This is a genomic window from Paenibacillus wynnii, assembly GCF_030812855.1.
In the GTDB taxonomy this organism is placed as follows: Bacteria; Bacillota; Bacilli; order Paenibacillales; family Paenibacillaceae; genus Paenibacillus_AQ; species Paenibacillus_AQ wynnii_A.
Window position 1 is genome coordinate 156,267 of sequence record NZ_JAUSTK010000009.1, and the last position, 13,956, is coordinate 170,222.

13 protein-coding genes are annotated in these 13,956 nt (G+C 46.8%); 1 reads left to right on the forward strand and 12 read right to left on the reverse strand.

The window, feature by feature from the left end; all coding sequences use genetic code 11:
- Window positions 1–2: 2 nt before the first annotated feature.
- On the reverse strand, window positions 3–647 hold the full coding sequence (locus J2T20_RS11740) for a helix-turn-helix transcriptional regulator (protein ID WP_307588490.1): 645 nt from the start codon (window positions 645–647) through the stop codon (window positions 3–5).
- 166 nt (window positions 648–813) lie between these two features.
- Window positions 814–1,740, reverse strand: a complete 927-nt coding sequence (locus tag J2T20_RS11745; RefSeq protein WP_307588492.1) for a DMT family transporter — start codon at window positions 1,738–1,740, stop codon at window positions 814–816.
- 138 nt (window positions 1,741–1,878) lie between these two features.
- On the opposite strand from J2T20_RS11745, the gene J2T20_RS11750 reads away from it, so the two are divergent.
- Window positions 1,879–3,300 (forward strand): aminotransferase-like domain-containing protein, encoded by a 1,422-nt coding sequence (locus tag J2T20_RS11750; RefSeq protein WP_307588494.1) that lies wholly within the window; start codon window positions 1,879–1,881, stop codon window positions 3,298–3,300.
- Window positions 3,301–3,309: 9 nt separating this feature from the next.
- Here the strand turns inward: J2T20_RS11750 and J2T20_RS11755 are convergent, their stop codons facing one another.
- The 10 genes from J2T20_RS11755 to J2T20_RS11800 form a co-directional block, all read right to left on the reverse strand.
- Complete coding sequence (locus J2T20_RS11755) at window positions 3,310–4,110, reverse strand: phosphosulfolactate synthase (RefSeq protein WP_307588495.1); 801 nt, start codon at window positions 4,108–4,110, stop codon at window positions 3,310–3,312.
- On the reverse strand, window positions 4,107–4,793 hold the full coding sequence (locus tag J2T20_RS11760; protein ID WP_307588497.1) for a 2-phosphosulfolactate phosphatase: 687 nt from the start codon (window positions 4,791–4,793) through the stop codon (window positions 4,107–4,109). Before J2T20_RS11760 ends, J2T20_RS11755 begins: the two co-directional genes overlap by 4 nt.
- A 939-nt stretch (window positions 4,794–5,732) precedes the next feature.
- Window positions 5,733–7,142, reverse strand: coding sequence for a nucleoside recognition domain-containing protein (locus J2T20_RS11765; protein WP_307588498.1), 1,410 nt, complete (start codon window positions 7,140–7,142; stop codon window positions 5,733–5,735).
- On the reverse strand, window positions 7,120–7,851 hold the full coding sequence (locus J2T20_RS11770; RefSeq protein ID WP_307588500.1) for a FeoB small GTPase domain-containing protein: 732 nt from the start codon (window positions 7,849–7,851) through the stop codon (window positions 7,120–7,122). Before J2T20_RS11770 ends, J2T20_RS11765 begins: the two co-directional genes overlap by 23 nt.
- Window positions 7,848–8,102: a FeoA family protein gene (locus J2T20_RS11775; RefSeq protein WP_307588555.1), complete on the reverse strand. Its 255-nt coding sequence runs from the start codon at window positions 8,100–8,102 to the stop codon at window positions 7,848–7,850. The genes J2T20_RS11770 and J2T20_RS11775 overlap by 4 nt, the downstream gene beginning before the upstream one ends.
- 238 nt (window positions 8,103–8,340) lie before the next feature.
- The gene (locus J2T20_RS11780; RefSeq protein ID WP_307588502.1) at window positions 8,341–8,799 is read right to left on the reverse strand and encodes an SRPBCC domain-containing protein; all 459 of its coding nucleotides are present in this window, start codon (window positions 8,797–8,799) and stop codon (window positions 8,341–8,343) included.
- A gap of 104 nt (window positions 8,800–8,903) precedes the next feature.
- Window positions 8,904–9,860, reverse strand: a complete 957-nt coding sequence (locus J2T20_RS11785; protein WP_307588503.1) for a helix-turn-helix transcriptional regulator — start codon at window positions 9,858–9,860, stop codon at window positions 8,904–8,906.
- An 81-nt stretch (window positions 9,861–9,941) separates the two neighbouring features.
- The gene (locus J2T20_RS11790) at window positions 9,942–11,894 is read right to left on the reverse strand and encodes an FtsX-like permease family protein (RefSeq protein ID WP_307588505.1); all 1,953 of its coding nucleotides are present in this window, start codon (window positions 11,892–11,894) and stop codon (window positions 9,942–9,944) included.
- The gene (locus J2T20_RS11795; RefSeq protein WP_307588506.1) at window positions 11,869–12,639 is read right to left on the reverse strand and encodes an ABC transporter ATP-binding protein; all 771 of its coding nucleotides are present in this window, start codon (window positions 12,637–12,639) and stop codon (window positions 11,869–11,871) included. The genes J2T20_RS11790 and J2T20_RS11795 overlap by 26 nt, the downstream gene beginning before the upstream one ends.
- A 136-nt stretch (window positions 12,640–12,775) precedes the next feature.
- Complete coding sequence (locus tag J2T20_RS11800; RefSeq protein ID WP_307588509.1) at window positions 12,776–13,867, reverse strand: GerAB/ArcD/ProY family transporter; 1,092 nt, start codon at window positions 13,865–13,867, stop codon at window positions 12,776–12,778.
- Window positions 13,868–13,956 lie beyond the last annotated feature (89 nt).

Sequence of the window (13,956 nt, forward strand, 5' to 3'; positions counted from 1 at the left end):
CGTTATTCTCTGGCTTCAAGATCGAGGAGAAGCTTTACGATGGAAGTTTTCGTCAGGCGCCCAACAACGTCCAGCTTTGTGCCGGCACCCTCCATTTCGCAGGGAACAACCACCGGCAAGCTGTCTACCTCGTGAAAAATCATTTTATGTGCCGCATCAAGCACCGGATCATCCGGTGAAACCGTTACTACTTTAGGCTGACGCGTCATAACCATACTTACGGGCATGGCGGCTGCGCTTGGATTTCCAAGCGTTACCTTCAGAAAGTCCTTGCGGGAAGCAACACCGGTAAGCTTGCCGTCATCGTCGCAAATGATAAGAGTGCCCACATCCTGCAGAAAAAGTGTCACTACGGCATCCTGAATGGTAGTGGTCTCGCGAATAATAGTAGGAACGCTCTGAATATCCTTTACCTTCGTTTCATGCAGCAGGTAACCGCTGCCTAGACCGGGAGATGATTTCTTACCCAGAAAATAACCGACTTTCGGTTTAGCATCGATATATTCCAGCATAACCAGTACAGACAGATCAGAGCGAATGGTCGGCCGGCTTAGAAGCAGGCTCTCCGCAATCTGTTCTCCGGTAATCGGAGCTCTTTTTTTCACAATATCAATAATTTGTAATTGACGTGATGTCAGTTCGATCACAGGTTCCCTCCACTTTTCGGATACAAGTCGGTAATCCTCTGATGAAAAGGAGTACCGATTCTCAGCTCCCCCTTTCATATATGAGTCTTATTGACGTATTAATCATCTTTATGAGTTATATAATACATAATAGTGGTCATTAATGCAACATATAGTACGTACTATATCAGATTTTTTTGGATAATTGTGCTCTATAACGTGGTTTTTGGATCAATTGCTTTAATGCACTGCCATTTACAAGCACGGTACCCGTAATTATGGTTGCTACGCCAACTAGAGTTATCCAGGAGACGGCTTCGTTATAGAACAGCACGCCCACGCCGACTGCAATGGGGGGAGAGATATACAGCCAAGTAGCAGGGAAGACCGGATTGGTCTTGGCAACGAGCCAGTAATACAAGCTGTGACCTACCATGGAGCCGATTACCATTAGATAGAGCATCGATCCGGCAGCCTTGAAGGAGAATAGAATGTCAACTTGTACCTTCTCCGTAAAGAGGGACAACACAAGCATTAATGCTCCGCCGTACATCATTTGCGCTGCATTCAAGGCGATAGGAGAGACCTTCGGGAAGGTAGCGATAACTTTTTTGGAATAGAGCGTCCCTGATGCGTAGCCGAGTTCACCGATTAGGATCACGACGCAGCCTATCACCCATAGGGAAGAGACATCCACAGAAAGGTTTGGCAGGACCAACAGAAGCACTCCGGTAAAGCCGATAAGACAGCCATATAAGGAGTGAATAGGTGATTTTTGCCGTAAAAAGAGGGTCTGTAGCAGTAAAATCATAATGGGGCCGGTAGCCGACAGCACCGCAGCAAGCCCAGAAGAAACGAATTGTTCCGCCCAGTATAGGGCCGAGAAGGTTCCGAACGTCAGTGCAGCTCCCGTAATAAGCATTTCTTTGCGCAGCAGCAGCGAGAAGCTGACTTTTTGTTTCCAAACCATCCATAGGAATAGAACAGAACCTGCTAGAAAGAAACGTAATCCGGCGGAGAAAAACGGGGGCAGACCTGCATCCACGCCGATTTTTATCGCGAGAAAGGTCGTAGCAAAGATTAGACATACCAAACTATAAGCCAAAAATATCATTTTCAGTTCCCCTTTAGCCTCTAAGTATTCCGTTAATCATAAAGGGGAGAACATAGAACAGATTATCAACAGCAGAACAGATGAGAAGCAAATTCGTGTACAATATAACAAATGAGTGGTGAGAGAGAGGGATACGCTATGAAAAAGGCAGTCGAAGACCAGCAGACACACCCGCTATTTCGACAGGTGTATGAATTCATAATCAACCGTATGGAGAGGGGGGAATGGAATGCGCATGATAAGCTGCCCTCTATCCGCCTGTTGGCTGAAGAGGTGAAAGTGCATCGACTGACCGTATTTAAGGCATATAAGCAGTTAAAAGAGGACGGAAGGGTCTATGTGCGAGATAAGTCTGGCTATTATGTATCCCCGGGTACCATGCTTTCGCCGGATTTTGAGGACAATGCGGTAGTGTCTTCCTATCTGCTTACGAACCCGCTTTCTGACATTCAACGCGTACCGGCTAAGTATCAGTTCTCCCAGGCACTTATTGATCCTAATCTGCTGCCTAATCTCTATTTATCTGACTATGTAAAAAAAGTGTTCGATCTGTACCCGAAGGTCATGGGGACGTATTCGACCGTTCAAGGGGATGACGAGCTTCGGGAGACGCTAAGCCGGCATTTCAATAAGCATCACCGACTGCAGCTGTCTTCGGAGGAATTATTGATTACTTCAGGAGCTCAGCAGGCCATAAATCTAATCGCCAAAATTGTGTTGGGACCCATGGATACGGTGCTTGTAGAGAGGCCGACTTACAGTGTGGCTATGGATATTTTTAAGCGGGAGGGTGCGAGGCTTGTCCCGGTTCAAATTACTCCGGAGGGCTATGATCTGGAAGAGATCGAAGCGTTGATGGCGAAGCATAAGCCACGCATGTTCTATATGAACCCTACCCATCACAATCCTACCGGGTACACGGTTCCGGTGCGGCAGCGCAAGCTCTTGGTAGAACTGGCAGAGCGCTACCGCTGCCTGCTGGTTGAAGATGATCCCTTTCGTGATATGTATTTCGATGAGGAGCCGCCGCCGCCCTTTTTTGCCTATGATACAGAGGGCTGGGTCATTTATATCAGCAGCTTCAGCAAATATGTAGCTCCCGGTCTGCGCATATGTGCCGTGGCCTGCCGCTTCCCCTTCATGGAGAGATTAATTACGGCCAAATCACTTGCGGATAACGGGACTCCCCTGTTGAATCAGAAAATCTTCCTCCATTACTACACCTCCCCGCGCCTGCAGCAGCATCTCGTGAAGCTGAGGATTGCACTACAGGTTCATAAGGAGATTATGGAGGAAGAGCTGGCTGCCACAGGCTGGGAGTGGAAGGCTCCGCAGGGTGGTTTGAACTTATGGGTGAAGCTGCCGGAAGAGATCTCTGTTGAGGCTTTGTTCCGGTTATGTGCACAACAATCGATAGCCTTTGTCCCGGGCGAGATCCTCGATCCCCTCGGAGAGATGAAATCGTGGATCCGTCTGAGTTATTCTTTTGCGAATGAAGGTCAGCTTCGGGAAGGCATGCGGTTATTGAGGGCTGCAGCCGAGAGTCTGCAATCCTTATAAATCATCTTTTCATTCGGGTACCACTTGAAATAGAGAAGGTGCTGTTTCCTTGTTAAGAAAAAAAGTATCAGATCTCAGCCCGAGCCTTAGTGTTTCCAGGGGAATCGGGTCTGTGAAGGAGATATTAGCCAGGTTCACATTGGGTCCAGCCAGCTGGATGAATATCGTCTGCAGTTTTTTGGAGGGAGCCTCAAAAATGATTTTTTGCAGATCAATTCCGGTTTCTATGATTTTATCAATAATCTCCAATCTCATTTCTCCATTGTCACGGCATATCCCGCTGGTACCACTTTCTCTGGCTTCCGTAATTACCCTTGCGGATCCCGCTTCCAAATCCTCCTGTATCCATTCCACCCACTCGGATGCATCCTGAAGCAGGGCCTTGGAGCTATCCTTGGCGCCGACTTCACTGAAAACTATAAAATCTTTGGAGAGGTTTTTGATAAACATCGCCTTTTCTTTATTGGTCATCTCCAGCGTCCCGTTCGATATCTCGATATATTTACAGTTGAACCTGTTGAGGTACCTTTCGAATGCACTCATTTTATTTTGGCTGATGAATTTCTCGAATAAGGTTCCGCCAAAAAAGAAGTCGATCCCGTTTTCTTGCAGGCAGGCTATTTTTTTCTCCAAATGCTTGGTTACCACAGAGGTTCCCCAACCGAATTTTACATAATCAATATATTGCCCTGAGCTAAGGATAGTATCTTGAAAAAACTGTAAAGGGACACCGGTATCAATGAGCGCGGTAATCCCCTGTTCTCTCGGTTTGCTGCTTCTCTCGGGCAGGTTAAGTTCAGTATCCATCACAGGTCAACCCTCACAATCCTTGGCAAATTATTATTCTGGCTCACTTTCATGACAAATGGTGTGTGCAGTTCTTCTAAACACATTGCTATATCACCACTCCTGAATTCCGGTCTTTTCAAGTCGTAAAACTTATGGGCAGCCTCTGATGTGTTGATTCTTGAAGCGGTTTGGGCCGCAAGTAAGCTATCGCCATTCTCCAAGATATCCTTCATATACTCCGCACAAGCTAGGTCTTCATCTCCGGTAGGATGGGAAGCGATGATTTGAATGCTCTGATCGACTCCGCAGAGTTGTAGAATATGTTCAGCAGTTGTTCTGGCATTCGTAAATCCGGTGACGAACACATGCTTTGCGTCCAGCGCATTCAGTGCCGCCTTCACTCCATTGGTAGTCTTTTGGACGAGTGTTCTCCCCTGCAGATCGGCCTGAAGAAGACTAACCGGGGAATTATCAAGATCAAACCCTGCGATATAGAGTCCATTTGTTTCCCCTGCCAGCATGTATTCAGGGTAGTCTTCCTTCATTCGAAATGCCGAATCGGTTGTCCCGGCCAGCAGAATCTCCTGTACCCCTTGAATAAAAGCATAATGGGCAAAGGTAAAGGCCCGTATGACATCGATGACAACATTCACTTCAGCATGTGACAAATGGGGAGAGTGCCCCTGATAAAGTTTAACTGCCATCACTTGCTCCTCTCCTTTTCAATACTCCTATACTGCAGGTAGCAGTAGGTTTTAACCGCTGCCCTTCTCTGTTTATCAGCATATGCCTAGTGTATTCGCCCGTTTAACGGATGGTGCCTGACATGGATTACGCACGTTACCGGAGGTTTTTTTGAGTGGATACTCTGTGAACAATGCGTATATTTATCGACACACGTACCGAGACACACTTATCGATACACTTGCCGAGACAAACTTACTGAGACACACGTACCGAGTTACACGTACCAAGAAACTACTAAGCTTCCTTCAGTGGCTAAGTATGAATTAGAGGAGTTAATCCCATTAATTGGGCGAAAATCGGAGGTAGTCAGTGAAATAGATGTATTTTGTACACTTATTTCTAGCTTTTGGCGCTCGGATGTATGGATAGATGTACTTTGTGCAACTAAAAATACGAATATGCCGGTTAAACCCCGGAATACCCAAAAATAAGTGTATAAAGTGCAATTAAACACCCTAAAGTGTGCTAAGGGAGAAATATAAGTGTACGTTGTGCAACTATATATATTGAACCTATGTAGGTAGACGATTTGCCGTATTTTTGTCGCGGATACCCGAGGAGATACTTCTACTCTCGTACACAAACTTCTTGACGCTACCCCGAGTTGCGGATGAAGAGATAAGAAGAAAGAAGAAAGTTAGAATAGCAGGAGTATGTAAAGTATTAGTAAGCGGGGGATATAGGAGGTGTATGTGTTGGGGGTATGCAGGTGGACTATGGTGTTGGAGTACGAGGTAGGTGTGTGATGGTGTGGTGTTGGAGTATGCAGGCTGAAGTGTTGTGTTTGGAGTAAAAGGGTTAGCAGCTAAGGCATACAGCTAAAAGACTTATACCCTTAGGCGCTCCTAAGAATATAAGTCTATGGTTTAGGTGGTGATGTGGGATTCAATCTGTGATTACACCCAGCCGAACAATCGGACAAGTTGGGCAACGGTAAAGGTAACCGTAATGGCGATGCCGAGTGGGATGACTGCTGAGAGTACAGCCCACTTCATGCTTTTGGTTTCCTTATAAATATTGATGAGTGTCGTACCGCATGGATAGTGGAGCAGGGAGAACAGCATCATGCTGAGTGCCGTAAGCCAAGTCCAACCTTGCGCTAGAAAGATATCCTTAATGCTGCCGAGGCCCTCAATATCTACCATGGCCCCGGAGGACATGTAGCCCATCAGCAGAATAGGGAGTACGATTTCATTCGCTGGGAGCCCCAGAATAAAGGCCATAATAATAAAACCGTCCATGCCAAGCAGGTTTGCGAAGGGATCGAAGAAAGCAGCCATATGGTTCAGGACGCTATCCCCACCGACAAAAATATTACCCAGCATCCAAGTGATAATCCCGGCTGGAGCCGCAACGATGATGGCCCGGGTTAGCACGTTAAGCGACTTTTCCTTGGAAGTTATAAGAATGGTTTTCCAAATTTGCGGACGGCGGTACGGCGGGAGCTCCAGCGTATAATGGGTGGGAACACCGCGCAGCGCTGTTTTGGACATCACCCAGGAGACGGTTAGAGTAACGATAATACCGATCAGGACCAGACCCATCAATACGGAGGCTGTAGCAAGTGTTCGAAGGGTTCCCGTTGTAGCCGCTCCAGCCATAAATAAGGAGGACAATAGAATCAGAGTAGGCCAACGGCCATTACAAGGTACAAAGTTATTAGTCAGTATTGCCAGCATGCGTTCCCGAGGCGATTCAATAATACGTGTAGAGAGGATAGCAGCAGCATTGCAGCCAAAGCCCATCGACATGGTCAAGGCCTGTTTGCCATGCCCGCCTGACTTCTTGAATAAGCGGTCCATGTTGAAGGCCACGCGGGGTAGATAACCGAAATTTTCTAAAAGAGCGAAGACAGGGAAGAAGATCAACATCGGCGGCAGCATGACACTGATTACCCATGAGGTTCCCCGGTACAATCCAAGAACAAGCACACCATGCAGCCAATCCGGAGCATTCACGGCTTGAAAACCGGCGGTGAGATAACCTTCCAAGAAGCCAAAGAAGGAAGCGAGCCAGCCTGAAGGGTAATTGGCTCCGGCAATGGTAATCCAGAACACGACTCCCAGGATTGCGAGCATAATCGGAAAACCCCATATTTTGGAGGTAACAATATTATCAAGCTTATAAGTGCTCTTCAGTTTTTTCTTATCGCGGTAGGTTACAGCATCGCTGCAGATCCCTGCAGATACACCATAAATGCCACTGACAATCTCATCTCGAATGGCTCCGCCGTCAGCAAGACTCTTGGCGGCGAGCAGCAAAGAATCGATAGCTTCAGAACCCTTAGTCGTATGCGGTGACTCCATGGCTAATAACCTCCTTTGTTCCAGACATCGTTTTTCGGCTGATGTTGTCTTTAAGTGAAGTAAGCAGGCTGTCTTCACCGTCCAGCAGGCGAAGTGCTATCCAGCGTGCCGGGAATTTGGAACCGATCGTTTGCTCTACCATCGGCAGAAGCAGGGCAATCCCTTTTTCAATTTCATCATTGTAAGTGATATGGAGAGGTTGGGCTGTAAAAGCACCTGTAGCGACACGTTCCACCTGATCAAGCAATGCTGAAATTCCGATTTTATTGCGCGCCGATATGGCAACGACAGGAACACCGAGTCTCTTTGAGATAGCCTTTAGGTTAATTTCAATACCAAGTCTGCGGGCTTCATCTATTAGGTTAATGCAGACAACCGCCCGTCCGGTGATCTCCAGAACTTGCAGGGCAAGATTTAGATTGCGCTCAAGCGACGTAGCGTCAAGAACCACGAGTGTCACATCCGGCTGCTCAAAGATAATATAGTCTCTGGCGGCTTCTTCATCTGCCGAATTGGAATACAGCGAATACGTCCCCGGAAGATCGACTGCTTGGTATTTATGACCATTGTGAGTGAACTCTCCCTCGGCAGTGATAACCGTTTTGCCAGCCCAGTTGCCTGTATGCTGGCGCATACCGGTCAACAGGTTGAAGAGAGTGCTCTTACCCGTGTTAGGGTTGCCCGCAAACGCGACAGTGTAATGACTCATGATTCTCCACCTCCGATGCATTCTCCGTAAATCAGTGAGCTTTCTTCTCTGCGCAAGGCAATCGTTGTGTTGCTTATCCGAAAGGCGGTAGGGTCTCCAAGCGGACTGCGCCGCAGAACCTCCACGACATTGCCGACCACAAATCCGAGGTCAAGCAATCTTCTTCTTAACACACCCTGAACCTCTATACCGCTAATGCGCAGCGTACTTCCGTTGACGGCTTCTGACAAAGGAATACTAGTTCCGGTCATCATAAGATCTCCCTCTTTCATTATGGTTTAGTTAATGAGCTATATTTTACGTTGAATTTTCATCGATAGTTATTTTGTGGTAAGCCACAATAGTAGTATACGTAAATAACTTTGTCCCTGCAACAAAAATGTTTCCCGAGGGCAAAAAAATATTCCCCTGCCGAAAAGCAATTGCTTCTCAGTAGGGGAATAGAATTGAAGCTCTATTTTATATGCTCAATGGGCGCTGTAGCGACTTCTATTCCCAGCTCCCAAAATCAAGCGTTCTTCCGGTTTCAATCAGCGTTTTTGTATTGCTCATAATCTGCCACCAAGCGCTTTTGCTGCCCGCATAGGAAGGATCGTCAGGATGCCACTCATCGTGAATTAGTGTCAGCTTAGTACAGCCCCCGACCGGGTCAAGCAGATAGGTTATCCGGGATTCATAATTTTCGCCGCCCTTAAGATAGGAAGGTCCAACCTTATGAATGAAGCGGAGAGCCTTCTGTGGGGTGAACTCCAATATTTTACCATATACATGCAGAGTTTCATCACCTTCAGCACCCGGCCCAATATACTCCAAGAGTTCACCTTCCTTGAAGCTGGAACGAATCACGCTGCCGTAGTAGATTTGCTTCGTACTGTCAGGGGAGATTAAATGTTCCCACACCTTTTCGGGTGTTGCTCCAATATAGAATTCGTATTTTAGTTCCTTCATTAATCTTCCTCCTTCAGGGATATTGTCATTTATGTCCTAAGACATAGCTTTACTATACAAAAAGACCACTGACAATTACGGTCAGTGATCTTAAAATTTTTTGTTTAGGTTTCATAATGGTGTGCCACCTCGGAGGCGACAGAAGCCAGTTTTTGCTTCAGGGCAGCGGGTTCAAGGATGGTTAAGGTTGTACCATATGGCAGAAGGAAGTAGGGAACATAGGTGAATAAAGAGGTTTTATCCAGTTGGAAGCGTGCTTGCCCCTCTGTACGCTCCTGAAGCGTATGTCCGAACAACCAGTGACTGCATAAGTCATTCAAGATTTCTTCTCCGGATTGGATGAGAACCGTAACCAACTTCTCCTCGTCCTTAGAGCCGGGAAGAAGACCTTTCAGCAAAAACTCACGCGCGGAGAAATCGGTAGGACGTTCAAAGCTCGCACCCGTTCTCAGCAATTCGATCATCCGATCCACCCGAAAACTGCGAATTTCTTGTCGTTGATGGCAATAAGCCACCGCATACCATTGCCCTTTCCAGAGAACAAGCCCATAAGGGTCGATAGCTCTTGAGGTGGGTGCTTCGGTATTTCCCTTGCGATAATCCATGTGCAGTGTGTAACCGTTGGCCGTACAAAATTCCAGCTCCTTTAGCAGATGCTCCAGCGGTGCGGTTGGAGAATGCAAGGTTTCAATACCGCTCTCGTGGCGCTCCATGTGCTCTAATTGTCCGGAATTACTGTACCTTTTAAGCTTATTTATCGCTCGGTCTAGAGCTTCCACATAGGGATAGCCGGTTCCCCGGGCGAAGGCAGAGACTTGCACGAGAGCCTGCTGCTCTTCGGAATCGAAGAATAATGGGGCTTCTTTAAAATGCTCCGGGAGGCTGTAACCTCCACCAAGCCCGGCATCGGCAATAATCGGTACGCCGCTGGCGCACAGCGAATCTATATAGCGGTACACCGAGCGAATGCTGATTTCCAGCGCTTCAGCCACTTCCCCGGCAGTTCTTTTTCGTTCCTTCACCATCCAGAGAATGGACAGCATGTGATCGGCTTTTGACATTATGGGGTTCCTCCCGTACGGCGAATCCAGCACAACCAGTGTACCGCGAAAGCCTCAATCCGCCAAACCCGAAGTTCTACCCTATACCATCATCTTTTTAAGGCTGTGAATATAGCGCGACTTAACGATGAGGAAGAATACGGTTTGTAGAATCAGGCAAGCAGCAAAGGTAGTTAGAACAGGCTCAACTACATTAGTGATACCCATTTCAGTAAGAATAGGGCTGATAACCACCAGACTTTGTATGGCTGACACGACGATCGGGATATAGAACAGGATTGCAATCTGTTTCGTAGCCGCAGCAGACATTTCACTAGTGCTAAGGCCGATCTTGGACAGTGCACGATACATACGGATGTCAGCCGCCAGCTCGCTATGGAGCTTAAAGTATAAGAAACTTGCCGATGAGACAGAAAATATCAATGCGACAAAGATACTGATGAAGCTGAGCATGGCTGTACTTTGTTTAAGAAACAAATAATTACTGGCGCGCATTCTTAAGTAGAAGCTTAGATCGCTGTTATTTTTAATTGCCGATTCATTCCACTCCGTAAGATGGTCTCCAACCTTCGCTTCTTGGCTATCTACTGTTGGTAATGAACCTGTATCCCACGCCGGGACCTTATATAAAAACATGATTGTAGATATAATGTTTCTTCCTGATTGAGCAGATTTGGCCACCGACAGGGTATCCATCCACTTATCCGGAACAATGAGTAGAGGTGCTTCAGCAGGTGAAAAACCTAGAGAGTCACTAACAAGATTATCCTTAATGTTAAGTGCAGTAGTCGGCTGTTCTTCTAAAGTAAGCATTCCATTATGAACATAGTCAGAGGTTTCCATTTCCTTTGAAGTAATGAGAATAGCCTCATTTAGTCCAAGCGAGCTTTCCTCAGGAAGGCCGATTAAGGGAGCTATCTGCATATATTGAGATAAGCTTAGAAGCTGTAATAATTCACGTTGGCTTCCTTTGGTAAACCCGTCCAGAATATCGGCTCTTGCCTCCGTGTATTCTACCCCAGCTGCCTTCAGTTGTTCAACAATTTCACTTCGATCGGGCTCAGCAGCAGGTTTTTTGTAATAGGTTTTTGTGATGGCAAAAGGATTGGCTGAATAAATCTCTCGTCCAGCCTGATTAATCGAAAGGACTACCCCTGCGCCCATGCTCGCTATGGCAGTGACAACAGTGATCATGAATAACATTCTGGAATTATCCCGAAGCTTATAACTCATTTCTGAGATCCAGAGCAGCCTCGTGCCGCGCCAAGTAGATTTTCTGCTGCGCTGCAGCAGGCGCATGATCAGAACGGATAATTGAGAGTAAAAGAAATAAGTTCCGGCAATACCCGTAACAGCTGCGAGAGTTATCGACACCGGGCTTAGCTGCCAGCGTATCGCGTAGTATCCAACGGCCAACAATGCAGCCCCGAATAAAGATAGAAGTATTGAGGCTTTGGGTTGTTTTTTTGGCTTGGCATTACCCTGAAGCAGCTCCAGGACCTTGTTTTTGCGAATAAACAGCAAAGTGAAAATTGATATGACCAGAAATAACGAGAGAAAAGAGGCGGAGGTAATCACTATAGCCTTCATCGGCCAGTAAAAGGGCAGTTCTCCAATTCCAATTGTTTTGGTGCTGAGCAGAAGGAAGAACTTGGAGAGCAGCATGCCCCCGGCAATTCCACTGACGATCGCAAATAGTCCGATGATCATATTTTCCAGGAAAATCAGCCCGTTAATCTGACCCGGCCTCGCCCCCAGTATGGACAAAAGTCCAAACTCCAAATTGCGCGACTTGAGAAAAGAGCTGATAGAATACAGCACAAAGAAAAAAGCAAATACATACACAATGTAGGCCGCTACCTGCATGCTCGTTGCTGCTCTGGGTCCCATATCACTGTTTGTAATTTCCGGGTGATAGATGAACACGCTATAGGCAAAAAACACCATGACCATAAAGGAGCTGCTTAGAAAATAAGCAATATATGCGCGCGCGTTGCGGCGAACATTATTAAACGCGAATTGAGGAAAGTTCATGACTATTCCCTCCCCAGAACGAGAGTGTGTCGATAATCTTTTGAAAGAAGGCCTGGCGGTTGTCTCCCCGGTGTATTTCGGCAGCTAGCCTACCGTCTTTGATGAAGACAATTCGGTTGCAATAGCTCGCTGCCAGTGGATCATGTGTCACGAGCATTATGGTGGTTCCTTCTTTACGGTTGATATCCTCCAGCGATTCCATCACGATCCGTGAGGAGTTGGAATCCAGCGCACCTGTAGGCTCATCGGCCAGAATCATAGCAGGAGAGGTAATAATCGCTCGGGCAATCGCTGTCCGCTGCCGCTGTCCGCCTGAGATCTCGAAGGTTCTTTTATTCAAAATATCTTTGATATTCAGCCGTCCAGCCACTTTGTCGAGCAGGGATTCCATCTCGCTCAACTTCCGATTATCCAGTGTTAACGGCAGTACAATATTCTCGGCAACCGTTAAGGTATCCAGCAGATTGAAGTCCTGAAAAACAAAGCCGAGCTGTCGACGCCGAAAATGGGCCAGTTCCTTTTTATTCAATACGTAGGGGTTACTGCCGTTGATGTTTATCTCACCTGAAGAGGGCTGATCGATGGTAGATACCATGTTAAGCAAAGTGGTTTTTCCGCTGCCTGACGGTCCCATAATACCGACAAATTCTCCGCTTTCAATGCTGAGGTGAATATCGGTTAGCGCTTGTGTGGTCACTTTACCCGGATACACCTTATTTAAGGCTTTAACTTCCAGAACGTTCATGTAGGTCAATCCTTTCCTGTAGAAGCGCAAGGCAGTGCTTCTTGGTCTGCTTCCAATGTACAGGATGTGTCCCCGAGGTGCTATGGATTTACCTTAAAATTATCTTACAGCGCTGTTAAGGTTATGTTCGTATTTATTAAGAAGAGCGCTTGTTATTACCTCGAACCAAAATGGTCAGAGCGAGCAGTATTGGGATGGCGATCTGGAAGAGGGTGTCTATCTTAAGGCTGGGTCCTAGACCAAAGGTAATATGCTGCGTGTAGTCCCTCTCCAGAAAGGAGGCGGCATAGATCATAGCCCCAACGGGATAAACGCACCATTTCGCTGGCTTCCCGATCAGGCCTGTAACTCCTTTAACAGCGCAATAGTAGAATAGCATCATCTTGAGTTGCAGCCCAATGAACAGCTGAATGGTGACCAAGATGTCAAGTCGTTCAATAAACTTCAAGCCGGATAAGGTCCGAACGGTTTTTAGGAAGGGAAGCTGGCTTATTCCGGCTACAGTCGGCCCGAGTACAGCCACATTCAACGCGTTCATGAAAATTAGAAAGATACTGATGGCTATATAAGCCGAGAGGGTGTTTCTAACCGGAACTCCGGGCTTATTCCATAAAGACCACAGCATCAGAAATACAATCATCTGGCCGAATGGAAAAGAAACAATATCCGGTAAAGCAGCTTTTAATATCGGTCTAAGGCCGCTATCAAATACTGGCAAAAGATGGCTGAAATTCACAGAGCCCGCAATTCCGAGCAGAAAAATGAGCAGTCCATAAAAGGAAAGCACAATCGGCAGCAATACCTCGGGCAGCCGGAAGATGACCTCGGTACCCTTCCATATGGCGTAAAGCGCGGTAAATACAAAAATCAGCATTGTGAAAGACATCGGGGTCCTCTGTAATAGTGTCATGGATGTCAGCTCACCCAAATCGCGTACATTACGCATGGATTGGTAAGCGAAATACATGCAATAGGTTCCACCGATGATGGAACCCGCAATACGTCCGAAATGGAATTTTAACATACCAATCAGATCCATCTTGGGGGAGCTGTGCTGAATCCATAATAGTAGGAGAAGAAGCAAGAATCCGGCCGCCGATCCAACAATCATCGCCAGCCAAGAATCCTGTTTGGCCTTGCTGCCGAGAAGAAACAGCGGCGTACTGCCAATCTCGAACAGCATAATCATAAATATAATTTGCAGGGAAGATACTTGCTCTTTTACCATGAATAAATTAACCCCCTAACCATTGGATAATCGCTTTACCGGCGGGTTGAAAGAAGGCGATATACAGAGAAGAGACGCTAAGGCTCGGT